Here is a 17,558-nt window from a genome sequence, read left to right on the forward strand (position 1 = left end):
TGATGATTATTAATTAACAGAATAAGCGATAATTAAATAACAAGACTTTTCTTGTTTCTTGTGTCAATATGAGTGATGCTATTAGGTAACATATTGATTTAAAAGTTCATTTAAATGATAATTGTTTTGTTTTTCATTAAGAATATAGATTATGAATAAGCGTACGCAATCAGATACAACAGACAATGAGTTAACACTCCAACAACAAAAATTTCATGCTGCTAAAAAGAGCACATTGATTAGTGTGATCGTTAATATGCTGCTTTCGTTGTGGCAAATTATTATTGGTTTCATTTCTCATTCACAAGGTTTAATTGCAGATGGTATTCATACATTATCTGATTTGATTGCGGATTTTGTTGTTTTAATTGCCAACAAAAAAAGCCATAAGCAGCCTGATGACGATCATCCCTACGGACATTTTCGTTACGAAAATGGAGCATCTTTGATTTTAGGTGTGATTTTATTAATTGTTGGTGTTGGCATGATTTGGTCGGCAACACAAAAAATGCTTAATCCAGAGTTGATTCAAGAGGTGCATACAATTGCATTAGTGGCTGCATTGGTATCATTAATCGCCAAAGAAAGCCTCTTTCGCTATATGTTACGAGTGGCGAATCAAGTTAACTCGAGTATGTTGGTTGCGAATGCTTGGCATGCACGCTCTGACGCCGCCTCATCGTTAGTTGTGGCTATCGGGATCATAGGTAGTTTATGTGGCTTTAAAATTTTTGACCCTATCGCTGCATTGATCGTCGGGACTTTTGTTTTTCGTATGGGTTATAAATTTACATATCAGTCAATGCAAGATTTGATGGATAAAGGTGCCGATGAAGAAACATTACAAGAGATCCGTACCGTTCTTGATGGTATTGATGAAATCAAAGGCTTCCACGATTTAAAAACGCGTAAGTCGGGGGATTTTTATTTAGTCGATGTGCATTTGGAAGTCGATGGGAATTTATCGATCATTGCAGGTCATGAAATTGCGGTAAACGTCCGTGATAAGCTAATGGAAAATCCACAAATTCTTAATGTAATGACTCACTTAGATCCCTATGACAAAGAGTGCATTCATTAATTCATTACCCATAATCCACGTATAGCCAGAAAATAAGACTTTCTGGCTTCTTATTACAACCAGCATTTAGTTATTTGTATTTGCACACTAATCTTTTTTCTTGCCGACATACCAAGTCTTACTATTCCCTGTTACGCCTCATGCAACTTATTTTTGCCGATTGACCGCTTATTCAGCGTTATTGCCTCTATTTGTGTAAACGTTTACACTATCGCGAGTCAGATCACAGATTAGTGGGTTAGCCCGTTGTTATACTCTGTGCAATGAATTTTTATATCCTTAAATGAATCAAGGGGTAAGCTATGCAGCCTACAAAAGTGCTTGTCACTGGGGGGATGGGATACATCGGTAGTCATACGTGCGTCCAAATGATCCTCGCAGGGTTCACACCGGTGATTATTGATAACCTGTGCAATGCAAAAACAGAAGTATTAAACCGGATAGAAAAACTAACAGCAGTACGACCTATTTTTTATCAAGGGGATGTCCGTGATGAAGCGTTGTTAGAGGCTATTTTTCGTGAACATAAAATCAGTGCGGTTATCCATTTTGCAGGTTTGAAAGCCGTTGGTGAATCTGTCGCTAAGCCACTTGAATATTATGACGTGAATGTGAATGGAACGTTAGTACTTGCCCGTTGTATGCAGCGTGCAGGCGTACACAGTATTATTTTCAGTTCCTCAGCAACGGTATACGGTGAACCCGATACTGTGCCTATTACTGAAGCATTTCCAACGGGCAATACGCAAAGCCCTTATGGCACGAGTAAATATATGGTTGAACGTTGCTTGTCAGATTTGTTTACGGCTCAACCTAATTGGTCTGTCACATTATTACGTTATTTCAATCCTGTGGGGGCTCATCCTTCAGGTTCTATGGGGGAGGATCCTCAAGGTATCCCTAATAATTTAACCCCTTATATTGCGCAAGTTGCGGTGGGACGACGTGACAAACTGTCTATTTATGGAAACGATTACCCTACCATTGATGGAACAGGGGTCCGTGATTATATCCATGTTATGGATTTAGCGGATGGGCATGTTGCTGCTCTGAAAGTGGTCAGCCAGAAGGCGGGATTACATATTTATAATCTTGGAACGGGAAAAGGAAGCAGTGTGTTGGAAGTGCTGCATGCATTTGAGAAAGCGGTAGGAAGGAAAATCCCTTATACCATCGTTCCTAGAAGGGCGGGCGATATTGCTGAGTACTGGTCAACATCTGAAAAAGCGCAACGTGAACTCGGATGGAAAGCGTGTCGTACGATTGATGATATGGCTATAGATTCATGGCGTTGGCAATCCAATAACCCTAATGGTTATGAATCATAATAGAGGATAGGAGAATAATTACGATGAATAAGCTTCCATTTAATCCGTCAGATTGCCCCCACAGACGTTATAACCCATTAACGGGGCAGTGGGTGTTAGTTTCCCCACATCGAGCTAAGCGTCCTTGGCACGGGCAAGATGAAAAGCCAGAAATAAAACAATTACCTGAATATGAAGCGAGTTGTTTTTTATGTCCAACTAACCAACGGATCTCTGGGGATATCAACCCAGACTACCAAGGTACGTATGTTTTTCAGAATGACTACTCCGCCTTATTACCCGAAGCATGCCAGCAGCCGGAAGAGCAATCTGCGTTATTTAAAACACAGTCAGTTAGCGGTTTGAGCCGCGTCATTTGTTTTTCGCCTGATCATAGTAAAACTTTACCGGAGTTATCCACGCAACAAATCGGTCGAGTGATTGACACTTGGATACAACAAGTTGACGAGCTGAGTCAACGCTTTGTGTGGGTGCAAATTTTTGAAAATAAAGGTGAAATAATGGGGTGTTCTCAGCCTCACCCACATGGACAAATCTGGGCAAGTGATTTTTTACCCAATGAAATTGCTCGTAAAGATGCCCAGTTACAGCGTTATTATCAGCAGCAAGGCAGTAATTTATTATTGGATTATGCGCAAGCCGAATTGCAAGAGGGGTCAAGAACGGTTGTTGAAACAGCGCATTGGCTTGCTGTTGTTCCTTACTGGGCGGCTTGGCCATTTGAAACAATACTAATGCCGAAAACGCCTATTAGACGTATGAACGAGATGAGTCTTGAAGTACGAGAAGACCTCAGTATTGCATTGAAAAAGCTCACATGTCGCTATGATAATTTATTCCAATGTGCATTTCCCTATTCAATGGGATGGCATTTTGCGCCTTTCTTGAGTGATGATCAAAACAGGGATCATTGGCAGTTGCATGCGTTGTTTTATCCACCTCTTTTACGTTCGGCGACAGTCAAAAAATTTATGGTTGGGTATGAAATGCTAGCAGAAACTCAGCGTGACTTAACGCCAGAACAAGCAGCTGAAAGGTTACGTGCTGTCAGTGAAGTTCACTATAAACAGCAGTGAATATTCGAAAAAACACAGTGACGTATCAAAATAGTTTAATTATTATCAAGAGGTTGCTATGAGTAGCATTGAAATTCTTCGCCAAAAAGTCACCGACGCCTTCCACCAAAAATTTGATTCTCAACCAGAGGTGTACGTACAAGCACCGGGTCGAGTGAACATAATTGGTGAACATACAGATTATAATGATGGTTTTGTATTGCCTTGTGCGATTGATTATCAAACGATAACGGCCGCTAAAAAACGTCATGACCGCATCATTCGAGTGGTTGCCGCTGATTATGCGAATGATATCGATGAATTTAGTCTCGATGAAGAGATTCAATTCTTACCTGAAAAAATGTGGGCAAACTATATTCGTGGCGTGGTTAAGTTTTTACTTCTCAGAGGTTACCAGTTTTCAGGCTGTGACATTGCGGTGAGTGGTAATGTGCCGCAAGGTGCAGGGCTTAGTTCTTCTGCTTCACTGGAAGTGGTGATAGGACAAACATTGAAGGTGCTATATCAGCTCAAGATCAGCCAACAAGATATTGCATTGAATGGGCAGCAAGCAGAAAATAAATTTGTAGGTTGCAATTGTGGGATCATGGATCAACTCATTTCTGCTTGTGGTGATGAGGGGCATGCTCTACTCATTGATTGCCGCAGCTTAGCATTGGCGCCTATTCCGATACCTGATGACCTTGTGGTCATGATTATCAATTCAAATAAACAGCGCGGTTTGGTTGATAGTGAGTATAATACCCGCCGCCAGCAGTGTGAAAGCGCCGCTAAACACTTTGGTGTTAAAGCATTACGTGATGTCACCATGGAGCAATTTAATCAAAAACAAGGGGAGCTGGAGCCTCTGGTGGCCAAACGAGCCAAACATGTTATTAGTGAAAATGATAGAACACTTGCAGCCGCAAAAGCCTTAACAGAAAATAATCTGCCTCTACTCAGTACATTAATGGAACAGTCACACATTTCTATGCGTGATGATTTTGAAATCACCGTCAAAGAGATTGATACGTTAGTTGATATTGTGAAAGCCGTTCTTGGTGAACAGGGGGGTGTCCGAATGACTGGAGGGGGATTTGGCGGATGTGTTGTGGCACTGATGAAACAACAATTGGTTGAATCTGTTGTTCAGGCTGTTGAAACACACTATCACGCCATGACAGGGCTACAAGCGGATATCTATGTTTGCCAGCCAAGCGATGGCGCTGGGCTGATAACGAATGCATTATCGTTGGGAGAATAAAGTGCAGTTATCAAAAGACCAAAGGTATGTTGCCCGTGCATCGAAAGTCATTGCACTCACCAACCGTCATGGCATGAAAATTTTATTGTCGACTTTGGGGGCAAGTTGGATCAGTTGCATCTTACCACTGCCAACGGGTAAGCGCGATGTTTTACTTGGCTCACCAAACATGGCTGCCCAGATGGATCAGGGGGTTTATTTGGGGGCAACGGTTGGTCGGGTAGCAAATCGTATCGCAAATGGCCGTTTTAATTTAGCGGGTCGTGAATATCAAGTGACAAAAAATCAAGGCGAAAATTGTTTACATGGTGGTGTGGATAATTTTAGTTATCGGGTTTGGAAAGTCACACAATTAGATCCACAAGAGGCAATATTCTCATTAACTTCTGCGGCAGGTGATCAGGGATTTCCGGGTGAACTCCAAGTGGAAGTACGTTATGTATTAACAGATGAAAACAAAGTGATCATTCATTACCGCACTCAAGTGAATGAATTGTGCCCTGTCAATCTGACAAATCATGCTTATTTTAACTTGGCCGGTGAGGATTCCGTAAGAACCGCGCTTGAGCACGACTTACAATTATCAGCGACTCACTATCTGCCTACGGATGAGCGTGGTGTCCCAACAGGAGAATGGCGGGATGTTACGGAGACTTTTTTTGATTTTCGTCGCAAAAAACGCATTGGGTATGACTTTTTACAAGATGCGGATCAAAAAGCAGCGGGGGGATATGACCATACGATGATCCTTTCAACTGACTTGATTGATGGTGAGCAAACCGTCGCTTCATTCTTTGCACCTGATGGTGACGTTCGGATGGATATAGCAACAACGATGCCATCAATGCAGTTTTATACTGGAAACTATTTAATTTCGGTACCAGGGAAATCACGTCATTATACCCCGTTCTCTGGCGTGGCTTTTGAGACCCAGTTTCTTCCGGATGCGGTTAATCATCCCGAATGGGGCGATGAATACAGGGGAATTTCACAACCGAACCAACAATACGAACAACAAACGAGTTATCAATTCATTTTTTAAGCTTAACGCCGCTTTAATGCGGCGTTTTTCGTGATGAGTCATAGAGTTGATATATTGGTTCCATGACATTATCAGGTTCTAAGACATACCCCATTGTTTTTTCTACTAATTCATTGTTTAATGAAACCAACTGAACTTAGGGGTAAAAAATGGCAACAATAAAAGACGTGGCGAAAGAAGCGGGAGTGTCGGTAGCGACAGTCTCCAGAGTGATTAATCAATCACCTAAGGCGAGTAAAACTTCAATTGCTGCGGTGAAAAGTGCCATGTCTAAGCTTGGTTATCGGCCTAATGCCGCAGCCCGTGCATTAGTGAGCCAAAGTTCAAATACGATTGGCGTGTTGGTCAATGATGTTTCAGACCCCTTTTTTGGTACCATGGTGAAGGCTGTTGATGCGGTCGCCCATAAAAATGGTAAGCATATTCTGATTTGTAATGGTTACCACACTGCCCAAGAAGAACGTCAATCAATAGAATTATTAATTAATAATCGCTGCGATGCACTGATCATTCATTCAAAAGCCTTATCAGATGAAGAGTTAATTAAATTTGCTGATGAAGTGCCGAGTTTAGTCCTGATCAACCGACGTATTGAGGCGATTGCTGACCGCTGTGTTTCACTGAATAATTATAAAGGTGCTTACCTAGCAACCGAACATCTTATCCGCCAAGGCCATACAAAAATCGCTTATATTTCATCAAATCATAAAATTGAAGATGCTGAGCAGCGGTTGCTTGGTTATTGTGATGCGCTGAAAAAACACGCTATCTCACTTCCTGAAAGTTATATTGAATATGGTATGCCTTATGGGGAAGGTGGAGAACAAGCGATGACGAATTTATTAATGAAATCATTAGAGATAACCGCGGTTGTGGGGTATAACGATTTTATGGCCGCAGGCGCTATCGCAGTCCTCGATGAAAATGATATCTCTTCCCCTGAACAAGTATCAGTCATCGGTTTTGATGATGTATTGATCGCGCGTTATATCCATCCTCGTTTAACAACGATCCGTTATCCTATCCAAATGATGGCTGAGCGTGCGACGGAGTTAGCGTTGGCACTCGCTCGTAATGAAAAGATAGATACGGGTGGTTTGATCTACTCTCCAACATTAGTACAGCGTAATTCTGTACGTCCATTAAAATCATAGCAATGTAAACGTTATCATCACTTTATGATGGTATCCTTTTTTATATTATGATTTTTTTTGAATTTTTCAAAAAAATGATATTTCAGCGATGGTTAGCGTATTTAATATACGCATAAATAGCCACTTATTTCACGATTGATCACCGAAATTAATTTATTGTGAAAATATGTGATTAATCTAACAGTGATTTTTAATGGTAACGTTTACACTGATTGCGAATCATTTTGGTGAGGGAATTGATCATGCATACAGAAGGTGTTGGCTTAAGTACATTAGATTACGGGGTATTTATCCTGTATGTACTTATCATCATATCAGTGGGTTTATGGGTTTCTCGGAATAAAAAAGGTGAGAAAAAGGGGACTAAAGACTATTTTCTAGCGGGCAAAACGTTACCTTGGTGGGCCATCGGCTCTTCACTCATTGCGGCAAATATTTCTGCTGAGCAGTTTATTGGCATGTCTGGCTCAGGATTTTCTATTGGATTAGCGATCGCGTCTTATGAATGGATGGCGGCACTAACATTAATTATTGTTGCTAAATACTTTATGCCTATTTTTATCGATAAAGGCATTTTTACCATTCCTGAATTTGTTGAAAAGCGTTTCAACCGCACACTAAAAACGATTTTAGCGGTATTTTGGCTCGCATTATTCGTGTTTGTTAACCTAACGTCAGTATTATATTTAGGGTCGTTAGCTTTACAAACTATCCTAGGTATCCCAATGTCTTACGCTATTTTTGGTTTGGCATTGTTTGCGGTTGCTTACTCTTTATATGGTGGCCTATCGGCAGTCGCGTGGACTGACGTTGTACAGGTATTCTTCCTGATCCTCGGTGGCTTACTCACGGCAATAATGGCGGTCAGTTATATTGGTGGAGACGGTGGGCTCTCTGCGGGAATGAGCCGCATGGTGAGTGAAGCACCTCAACACTTTGAAATGATCTTAAGTCAAGATAACCCTCAGTTCAGTAATTTACCGGGTATCGCTGTGCTGATTGGTGGCCTATGGATTGCTAACTTGTATTATTGGGGTTTTAACCAATATATTATTCAACGTGCTTTAGCGGCGAAATCGATCAATGAAGCGCAAAAAGGCCTCGTCTTTGCCGCTTTCTTAAAACTTATTGTGCCTATTCTGGTTGTTGTACCTGGGATTGCGGCGTATGTGATTGTGACTGACCCACAACTGCTAGCTGGTTTAGGTACCATGGCGCAGGAACATATTCCAACACTTGCTCAGGCAGATAAAGCTTATCCTTGGTTAACGCAATTCTTACCTGTAGGCGCTAAAGGCATTGTTTTTGCCGCATTGGCAGCAGCGATCGTGTCATCATTAGCTTCTATGCTGAACTCAGTGGCTACGATTTTCACCATGGATATATATAAAGAATATATCGCACCTTCAACAAGTGATCATAAATTAGTGAATGTGGGTCGAGTTAGTGCTGTAGTTGCATTAATTATTGCCTGCTTTATTGCTCCATTACTGGGTAATATTGGTCAAGCTTTCCAATATATTCAAGAATATACTGGATTAGTAAGCCCTGGAATTTTAGCCGTATTCTTGCTGGGTTTATTCTGGAAAAAAACGAATGCAAAAGGGGCCATTATCGGTGTACTGCTCTCCATTCCATTTGCTTTATTCTTAAAATTAATGCCATTAGGAATGCCATTCCTTGATCAAATGATGTATACCTTCTTCTTTACAGCCGTTGTCATTGGTTTAATTAGTTTAACCACGTCAAAAGAAGATGATAGCCAAGGCGCCATTATTTTGACATCTGAAACCTTTAAAACCTCCGCGGGTTTCAATATCGCCTCTTATGCAATCTTCATTATCTTGTGTGTTCTGTATGCACTGTTTTGGTAAGTGAATAGATTGAAACAATCAACAGGGGACGAATGTCCCCTCAGACGGCTGACAAACCGAGTATGTTTGGCGGCAAGTCGAATAGGTTTTGAAAATAAACGAGGAAAATCAATTTATTGATTTTCGGCTGATAATACAACGCGGGAAAAACCACGCTTTTATCCCGCGTTGTCAACCACCTCAGGGGACGAATGTCCCCTGTTTTACTTGATAACCCAGTATCTAGCTTGATGAAAGCCATGTTTTCATTCTTGAATGACAACACACTCTATTTAATTTTTATCTAAAACAGGAATTGATGAATAGCAAGGCGCTATTCATCAAATATGGGCGTATGGGCGCTAATGCTCCCATACTTAAACTTCATGATTAAATAACAAATAAGTCCATAAACTCATTGACGGGCATCGCTTCTAATAGCGGTTTATCTAATGAAGCAGCAAGAATGCGTAATTGCTGAGTTTCAGGAAATTGACGAGCCAAATTAGTGCGATATTTCTTTAATAGCAAAGGGATCCCTTCTTGACGGCGGCGTTTATGACCAACAGGGTATTCGATTAACAACTCATCAAAGACTTGTCCATCTTTCAGTTTGATCGTTAATCCATTCGCGATAGAGCGTTTATCAGGGTCATGATAGTCTTGAGTGAAGCTAGGTTCTTCACGGCAAACTATTTTGCTACGCAAGGTATCGATGCGTGGATCATGAGCAATATTGTCTTCATAATCAGCAGCAGTTAAACGTCCAAAAATCAGCGGGACTGCGACCATATATTGAATACAATGATCACGATCAGCTGGATTATTCAGCGGACCTTGCTTATCGATAATACGTATACACGCCTCATGGGTGCGTATTGATACACTCTCAATATCCTCTGCACTTTTTCCGAGTGATTTCAGTTTATCGTGCAGTTGTAATGCTGCCTCTACAGCGGTTTGTGCATGGAATTCAGCAGGGAAAGCGATTTTGAATAGCACGTTTTCCATGACATAGGAGCCGTAAGTGCGTTGAAAACGGAAAGCTTGCCCATTAAACAACACATCATAGAACCCCCATGTTTTGGCGGTTAATGCGCTGGGGTAGCCCATTTCACCTTTTTGTGCCATTAAAGCTAAACGCACTGCGCGAGATGTTGCATCTCCAGCCGCCCAAGATTTGCGTGAACCCGTGTTCGGTGCGTGACGATAGGTACGTAAACTATGACCATCAATCCAAGCAAGAGATACCGCATTCAGGATTTCTTCGCGATTGAGTCCTAGCATGTGAGCGACAACAGCAGTAGAAGCCACTTTCACTAAGATGACATGGTCAAGCCCAACTTTATTGAACGCATTTTCTAAGGCAATGCATCCTTGTATTTCATGGGCCTTAATCATCGCCGTTAATACATGCTTAATGGTTAAAGGGGCTTTACCTTTTGCGATAGCTTCTCGTGATAACCAATCAGCAACCGCTAAAATACCACCGAGATTATCAGAAGGATGCCCCCATTCAGCAGCAAGCCATGTGTCATTAAAATCTAGCCAACGGATCATCGCGCCAATATTAAAAGCCGCTTGAACAGGGTCTAGCTGAAATTGCGTTCCTGGAACTTTAGCGCCATTAGGTACGAGAGTACCGGGAACAATAGGACCGAGTAATTTTTTACAAGCCGGATATTCGAGAGATTCCATGCCACAACCGAGTGTATCTAAAAAACAATAATAAGCGGTTTCATAGGCAAGCTCAGAAGTAATTGGATATTCAGTAACATAATCAACGATATCACTGATCACTTTATCGAATTCTTGTTGAGTTGAAAGAGCAGTTGTCATGAATGTCATCCTTATTAACGTTGTTCCATACGAGTAAATAATTTATTTTCTGGACCAATATAATTAGCAGAAGGTCGGATAATTTTATTATCTTGGCGCTGTTCGATAATGTGGGCAGACCATCCAGCGGTGCGCGCCATTACAAACAGGGGGGTAAACATCGCGGTAGGGATCCCCATTAAATGATAGGTTACGGCTGAAAACCAATCTAAGTTGGGGAACATGTTTTTTTCTCGCTTCATCACTAACTCTAAATGATGGGCAATATCATAGAGTTGGCGATTTAAATTCTGTTCGGATAGTTGTAGCGCCACGGACTTAATAATAGGGTGGCGTGGGTCCGCAAGCGTATAAACAGGATGACCAAAACCAATCACCACTTCCGACCTTGCAAGGCGAGCGATGATATCTTGTTCTGCTTCTTCAATAGAGGAATAACGCTGCTGAATTTCTAATGAAACCTCATTTGCCCCACCATGTTTAGGGCCTCGCAATGCGGCAATGGCTCCGGTAATCGCGGAATAAAAATCGGTGCCAGTTCCTGCTATTACTCTTGCTGCAAAAGTGGATGCATTAAATTCATGCTCAGCATAGAGAATGGAGGCAATATGCATGAAACGCTCCCATTGAGCGGGCGGTTTTTTACCGTGTAATAAGTGCAAGAAATGCGCGCCGATTGAATCATCATCGGTTTCTGTTTCAATACGACGACCATGATGGCTGAAGTGATACCAATAGAGCAACATGGAACCAAGAGAGGCAAGTAACCTGTCTGCAATGTCTTTTGCACCTGCTAATGTGTGTGCTTCTTTTTCAGGTAATACACAACCCATGACTGAAACACCGGTACGCATGACATCCATTGGATGTGCGTTGGCCGGGATGGACTCCAAGGTCTGTTTGACACTAGCAGGAAGTCCTCTTAACGCTTTGAGTTTTTCTTTATATGCGGTTAACTCCGAGCTTGTCGGTAATTTTTCATGAATAAGCAAATAGGCGACTTCTTCAAATTCACATTGTGTCGCGAGGTCGTGAATATCATACCCTCGATAGTGCAAATCATTACCGTTTTTACCAACAGTACAGAGTGCAGTATTACCAGCGGCAATACCAGAAAGCGCCACGGATTTTTTAGGTTTAAATTGTGATGTTCCAGTCGTATTAAGTTGTTCATTCATCGGATTATCCTCTGTCGGTGTCGCACAACTTTTTTTATTGGAGCGATTATTTTTGTTGTGAGAAAAGTGCGTCTAATTTTTGTTCATAATCGTAATAATTAATGCTCTGATAAAGTTCATCGCGGGTTTGCATCAATGGGATAACACTTTTTTGAGTGCCTTCTTGACGTAATGTGGTGTAAACCTGTTCAGCCGCTTTATTCATGGCACGAAAAGCAGAGAGTGGGTACAGGGCGATTGCAATACCGACACTGCGTAATTCATCAAGTGTGAAAAGAGGGGTTTGACCAAATTCAGTCAGATTAGCAAGCACAGGAACTTGAGTATGATCGACAAACTGTTGGTACATATTTAATTCAGTAATTGCTTCAGGGAATAGCATATCTGCGCCGGCTTCAATATAAGCATGAGCTCTTTCTAATGCGGCTTCTAATCCTTCGACGGCAAGCGCATCTGTACGTGCCATGATCACAAAACTATCATCAACACGAGCATCAACCGCGGCTTTAATACGATTAACCATTTCTTGCGTAGAAACGATCTCTTTATTCGGTCGATGTCCACAACGTTTAGCGCCAACCTGATCTTCTAAGTGTAAGCCAGCGGCTCCTGCTTTATATATTGATTTCACGGTGCGTGCGACATTAAATGCAGAAGGGCCAAACCCAATATCAGCATCAACCATTAAAGGCAAATCACAAACATCTGTAATGCGTCGAATATCAATCAGGACGTCGTCTAAGGTCGATATACCGAGGTCTGGCATCCCTAAAGAGCCTGCTGCAACCCCTCCACCAGAAAGATAAATCGCTTTATAACCTGCTCGTTGAGCTAATAAAGCATGGTTGGCATTGATAGTCCCGACGAGTTGTAAAGGTGTTTCACTACTTAATGCATGACGAAAAGCTTGGCCTGCGGGCATTGATGGCATAGAAACCTCACGTTATCAAATTGCTAACAAAATGTATCTGTGTTTGTTATTTTATGTATAGCAAGTACCATGCCAAAATCTAATATAGGTGTAATAATTATTTTATCTATTTGAAATCAATGTGATGTGAAATAGATGAGGTTTGTGACTGACTTTTGAATTCTTGAACAAGAGGCTGTGATGTTTCATTGAAACAATGCTAGTGTTAAATGAAACGTTATCGAAACATCATAAGACTTTTAGGGCTAACAGTATGCAAAAACCGATTATTTGGACAGTTTCTGTTTCGCGATTATTCACACTTTTTCGTGATATTAGCCCTGAATTCAGTGCACAGGCGGATATTACACCGCTGAATATGGGGTTTGAGCAGGCCGCTGAAGAGGTGCGTGAACGATTAAAAACAGGTCATTGTGATGCAATAATCAGTGCGGGTTCAAATGGTGCTTACTTAAAAAGCCATGTATCGGTGCCAGTCATTATTGTTAAAGTGAGTGGTTTCGATGTGATGCAAGCCTTAGCTAAGGCTCGTGAAATTAGCCATAAAGTTGGCATTATTAATTATCAAAAAATCATTCCATCACTGGATGAATTTCAGCGAAATTTTGGTTTGCGCATTGAACAACGTAGCTATATCACCGCAGAAGATGCGCGTGCACAATTAAAAGCGTTGAAAGCGATGGGAATTAATGTCGTTGTTGGCGCTGGGTTAATTATGGATCTCGCTCAAGAATTAGAAATGACGGGGATCTTTATCTATTCAACCGAAACGATACGCCAAGCATTTTATGATGCAATAGAATTAAGTCGTATCTCCTATGACCAAAAAACCATACCAACAGGTTATCAATCTGAAAATACAACCAAAGTACGGCACACGATTAACGACTTAATTGGTGCTTCACCGCTAATGGAGCGCGTTCGCCAAGATATTATGCTATATGCGAAGTCAGAAGCGACCGTATTGATCCAAGGAGAAAGCGGAACAGGTAAAGAGATGGTCGCTCAGGCTATTCATCATGAATATCGATTATTTAATCAACATAAAAGGAATAAATCTCCGATTCCATTTGTCGCAGTCAATTGTGGCGCCATTCCTGAAAATTTATTAGAAGCGGAACTGTTTGGTTATGAAGAGGGGGCATTTACTGGATCACGACGTGGTGGACGTGCGGGATTGTTTGAAATGGCAAATGGAGGAACGCTATTTTTAGATGAAATCGGTGAGATGCCATTGGCCTTACAGACGCGATTACTCAGGGTTTTGGAAGAGATGACCGTCGTCAGAATTGGTGGCTATCGCCCCTTGCAGGTGAATGTCCGCGTCATTTGTGCAACACATTGTGACCTTGATAACTGGGTAAAAGAAGGCCGTTTTAGAGCCGATCTATTTTATCGTTTGGGCGTATTGCGTATGAAGGTACCTTCGCTACACGAACGAGGAGAGGACATTTACATGTTAGCAGAAAGATTGCTCAAACTGGCTTTCGCTGGGTTACAGCAGTCATTGCCTGCTTTTAGAGTACAACAGCTATTTAGTTGTCGTGAGTTTTTTAGCCAATATTTATGGCCTGGCAATGTTCGAGAATTACGTAATTTGATGGAACGGGTTGCATTATATTGCAGTGCTTACCCCGATAAAGGCATTACCCAAAAAATGCTCATGAATTTATCACCTGAGCGTAAAACCGAGAGAAATGATTTAGTCGAAAATCAACCGATAGGAGAGACGCTATCTGAAGTCATGGATTATTTTAATGGGGATAGGCAAGCCGTAGCACGCTATTTAGGGATTAGTCGCACAACATTGTGGCGTCGATTAAAACAAGAAAATAGCTCTCTTTAATTAAAATGAAATTAATTAAAGATAAATAAGATTTTCAATTCAAAAAATGAATAAAATAGATGATTCATACTAGTAAGTGACTTTATCAAGTAAATAGTGCAGCACAATATTGTAAGAAAATATTTTTTAATGGTTGTTCCACTAAATAAATTAACGTGATGCGGTTTAAAATTAACCAACAATGCGGCATAGGTTACAATAGAATGAGGTTTTTTCAACCTATTGTTTTTAATGCTATTTATTTATTATCTAACCTGATGGGCGTAAAAATCAAGTCGCAAAAAAACGTGATTTTTCTCACATAAATATTTTTGCTAGTGAGCATTAGTTTTTCTCATTTTAATTTAACTGAGTAAAGTTCTATATTGCCGCCAAATTAGTCTTATCATTTTATTTTAACACCTGCAGTAGTCGCCGGACTGAGTGCTTTTTAGGTACTCAATATTGCCGCGTGGCCCCCCGATGAATGCAGCGCAGATACTCTAAAAATTTTTAAATACAGCTAAGTGACCCGTGAATGTGTTACTAGGCGCATACTCCATTATGCCTCTAGTCCTAATCGCAAAGTCAGGCATGCTGCAATTTGAAATATGACGAGTCATTATTTATTTTGTCAGTGGGAGAGTAGGTCGTGAAACAGGCCTCTACATTAATGCGCAAACAAGACAGTACTTTCGTTCCTGTCGCTGGCTTGACTATTTTTGCCATCGCATCGGGCTACCTGATGAGTTTAATCCCATTATCAATGGGTGGATTCAATATTGATACCAGTTATGCGGGGTGGTTAGCGAGTGCCTATTATATTGGATTATTAATAGGTTCAATGATGATTGAGCCTATTATTGCTAAAATTGGCCATCGTCTTTCATTTATTGCCTTTTTATTACTGCTTGCGGCAACGGTAGTTATCTTACCTTGGACTCCAAGCATTGCGGCTTGGCTACCAAACCGTGTGGTTGCAGGGATTGCTGTTGCAGGGATTTTCGTGGTTGTCGAATCATGGTTGCTTATCGGTGATAGCCCTAAAGAAAGAGCTAAACGACTGAGTTTTTATATGACGTCCCTGTATGGCGGAACCACATTAGGGCAATTAGCCATCGGGGTGATTGGTACTCATGGTGCCTATCCTTTTATGGTGGTTCTAGGGTTATTATTGCTGGCGGTTTTGCCTCCCTTGTTATTTCGTCAAGGGCAACCTGCTTGCGACTCCCATCAAAAACTGTCATTGAAAAAAATAACTCGTCTGAGCAAGCCTGCCATTATCGGTTGCATGACGTCAGGTATTTTGATGGGCACAATTTATGGATTAATGCCGTTATCACTCAAAAATGGTCCATTTACTACCCAACAAGTGGGCGTATTAATGGCATCGATTATTTTAGGTGGCATGTTAATTCAGCCCGTCGTGAGCAAGCTTTCTGTGATCATGAGTAAAACGCTTCTGTTAGCGATGGTCTCATTATTAGGGGTATTCGCGATGGGGATCATTTATGTCTCTAGTGATTATCTGGTAATGATAGTGGCATTGGCGTTGTTAGGCATGTCTTCATTCGCCTTGTACCCCATTGCGATTACGCTAGCTTGCGATAACTTGGATTCTTCTTACATTGTTGCTGCAACTCAAGTCATGTTATTTAGCTATAGCGTAGGCTCTGCTGTCGGGCCGCTAGTAGCAGGTACTTTCTTAGAACAACATAATGGATTAGTGAACTTCTTCTTTATTGTTTTAACCGTCACAACCATTTATATGTTGATTGCAAGTGTACGCCGTAAAGCTGGAGTATTAGCGAATTAGCGATGATATAAAAAAACCGTGTTACTCATTGAGTGAACACGGTTTTTTTAACTAAATCAGTTATTTTTTCTTATGACTAAAAGTACCTGTGGCTAATGCTCCCTCAGCCTCTATGTTACCAGTCGCACCAATAATTTTTTGTTGCCACATCTCTCCCAATCTAAAATCCCATGACAACGGCTGAATTTCTGTACGTCCAGCATTGGGCGCAAAAGTCAGTTCACTAAAATATAATGTCTCTTCAGACATTAAAAAATCGGCGCGGCAATAATCAAACGGGCTGACAAGTCGCTGAGCTAGCCTTAACATATCTTGAAACAACGCTGGTTCAGCAACAGGTTCTAACATGTTTGGATAACCAAACGTGAAAGGTTGTAGTTGCCATTCGGTATCATAAATATTGATGAACTCATTTCCAAATTCATCGGTATAGTCGATTTCAACAAAGGTCGGTTTCCCTGCAAAGCAGTGAATACGACAAGTTTCAGGTACAAGCTTCCTATTTTTGTTTGTAAATAGGTCGATATATGATTCACAAATTATTTGAGCTTGAATATCTTTATAATGCCGTTCACGAGTAATGTAGTACAAATTTTTTATAAGATGGAATGAAAGCTTATCTTTTGCTTTTTGGAGATCAAAACGCTTTTTATCCACACAAATAATACTACTACCACTATCATGATTACACTTTAATACAAAACGCTCTGGTAACTTATCAATATCGATTGCATTAACGTCATCATAAGTGGCCAAAATGGGGACTAAATATTGCTCACCAATTTTTCGAGAGACATATTCTCTCACCGCTAGCTTGTCTGCCAGTTGTGTATATAACGGATTCCTATCATATAACATCCTATAGTTTACTTTTTCATTAAAGCTTTTAGGATTATTGAAATTAGGCGTATAGTTAAGTTTTTTTCTAAATTTATTAGATAGATAGAGCCTATCGCTGATCACTAATGTGCGCAGTTTTTTGAGTGAATATTCGACTTTTTTCATATGAGTCGCCAACCATTCTTAATGTTATTTATAATAAATTGTTACAATCTGAAATTGTTTAGTAATTATATTTCTACAAACATAAATAGATATTAAATATAGAGGCATTGTTATCTTAATTAACCTAGTGATGAACAGTTTCTTAAGAAACACTTAAGCTAAATAAAATAAGTAATAACGAATTGGG

The 17,558-nt window shown here is 40.7% G+C and carries 13 protein-coding genes; 9 read left to right on the forward strand and 4 right to left on the reverse strand.

What is annotated here, in order from left to right; translation table 11 throughout:
• The first annotated feature begins 151 nt into the window (after positions 1 to 151).
• The 7 genes from O7C57_RS06900 (at position 152) to O7C57_RS06930 (ending at position 8,798) form a co-directional block, all read left to right on the forward strand.
• The gene (locus O7C57_RS06900) at positions 152 to 1,081 is read left to right on the forward strand and encodes a cation diffusion facilitator family transporter (RefSeq protein ID WP_154624153.1); all 930 of its coding nucleotides are present in this window, start codon (positions 152 to 154) and stop codon (positions 1,079 to 1,081) included.
• Positions 1,082 to 1,383: 302 nt separating this feature from the next.
• Positions 1,384 to 2,409, forward strand: a complete 1,026-nt coding sequence (gene galE, locus O7C57_RS06905; RefSeq protein WP_154624152.1) for a UDP-glucose 4-epimerase GalE — start codon at positions 1,384 to 1,386, stop codon at positions 2,407 to 2,409.
• Between the two features lie 23 nt (positions 2,410 to 2,432).
• Positions 2,433 to 3,485, forward strand: coding sequence for a UDP-glucose--hexose-1-phosphate uridylyltransferase (locus tag O7C57_RS06910; protein ID WP_269723800.1), 1,053 nt, complete (start codon positions 2,433 to 2,435; stop codon positions 3,483 to 3,485).
• A 67-nt stretch (positions 3,486 to 3,552) separates the two neighbouring features.
• Positions 3,553 to 4,728, forward strand: a complete 1,176-nt coding sequence (galK, locus tag O7C57_RS06915) for a galactokinase (RefSeq protein WP_425476434.1) — start codon at positions 3,553 to 3,555, stop codon at positions 4,726 to 4,728.
• 1 nt (position 4,729) lies between these two features.
• Positions 4,730 to 5,770 carry a galactose-1-epimerase gene (galM, locus tag O7C57_RS06920; RefSeq protein ID WP_196713350.1) on the forward strand — a complete coding sequence of 347 codons (1,041 nt, stop codon included), beginning with the start codon at positions 4,730 to 4,732 and terminating at the stop codon, positions 5,768 to 5,770.
• 149 nt (positions 5,771 to 5,919) lie between these two features.
• On the forward strand, positions 5,920 to 6,924 hold the full coding sequence (locus tag O7C57_RS06925) for a substrate-binding domain-containing protein (RefSeq protein WP_154624148.1): 1,005 nt from the start codon (positions 5,920 to 5,922) through the stop codon (positions 6,922 to 6,924).
• Positions 6,925 to 7,166: 242 nt separating this feature from the next.
• Positions 7,167 to 8,798, forward strand: a complete 1,632-nt coding sequence (locus O7C57_RS06930) for a sodium/sugar symporter (protein WP_154624147.1) — start codon at positions 7,167 to 7,169, stop codon at positions 8,796 to 8,798.
• Between the two features lie 369 nt (positions 8,799 to 9,167).
• Here the strand turns inward: O7C57_RS06930 and O7C57_RS06935 are convergent, their stop codons facing one another.
• Genes O7C57_RS06935 through prpB form a run of 3 tightly spaced genes read right to left on the reverse strand, consistent with a single transcriptional unit; the run spans position 9,168 to position 12,725 of the window.
• Positions 9,168 to 10,616: a bifunctional 2-methylcitrate dehydratase/aconitate hydratase gene (locus O7C57_RS06935; protein WP_269723802.1), complete on the reverse strand. Its 1,449-nt coding sequence runs from the start codon at positions 10,614 to 10,616 to the stop codon at positions 9,168 to 9,170.
• 14 nt (positions 10,617 to 10,630) lie between these two features.
• A complete protein-coding gene (gene prpC / locus O7C57_RS06940; protein ID WP_163860987.1) occupies positions 10,631 to 11,794 on the reverse strand; it encodes a bifunctional 2-methylcitrate synthase/citrate synthase in 1,164 nt (387 codons plus the stop codon).
• Positions 11,795 to 11,840: 46 nt separating this feature from the next.
• A complete protein-coding gene (prpB, locus tag O7C57_RS06945; RefSeq protein ID WP_269723803.1) occupies positions 11,841 to 12,725 on the reverse strand; it encodes a methylisocitrate lyase in 885 nt (294 codons plus the stop codon).
• Positions 12,726 to 12,978: 253 nt separating this feature from the next.
• Here prpB and prpR point away from each other — a divergent pair, with 253 nt between their 5' ends.
• Positions 12,979 to 14,571 (forward strand): propionate catabolism operon regulatory protein PrpR, encoded by a 1,593-nt coding sequence (prpR, locus tag O7C57_RS06950; protein WP_154635749.1) that lies wholly within the window; start codon positions 12,979 to 12,981, stop codon positions 14,569 to 14,571.
• A gap of 652 nt (positions 14,572 to 15,223) precedes the next feature.
• Complete coding sequence (locus O7C57_RS06955) at positions 15,224 to 16,366, forward strand: MFS transporter (protein ID WP_163863516.1); 1,143 nt, start codon at positions 15,224 to 15,226, stop codon at positions 16,364 to 16,366.
• 60 nt (positions 16,367 to 16,426) lie between these two features.
• On the opposite strand, the gene O7C57_RS06960 is transcribed toward O7C57_RS06955, so the two are convergent.
• Positions 16,427 to 17,371 carry an ATP-grasp fold amidoligase family protein gene (locus O7C57_RS06960; protein ID WP_154623621.1) on the reverse strand — a complete coding sequence of 315 codons (945 nt, stop codon included), beginning with the start codon at positions 17,369 to 17,371 and terminating at the stop codon, positions 16,427 to 16,429.
• Positions 17,372 to 17,558: the final 187 nt, after the last annotated feature.

It is taken from the genome of Providencia sp. 21OH12SH02B-Prov (genome assembly GCF_027362595.1).
Lineage (GTDB): Bacteria > Pseudomonadota > Gammaproteobacteria > Enterobacterales > Enterobacteriaceae > Providencia > Providencia zhejiangensis.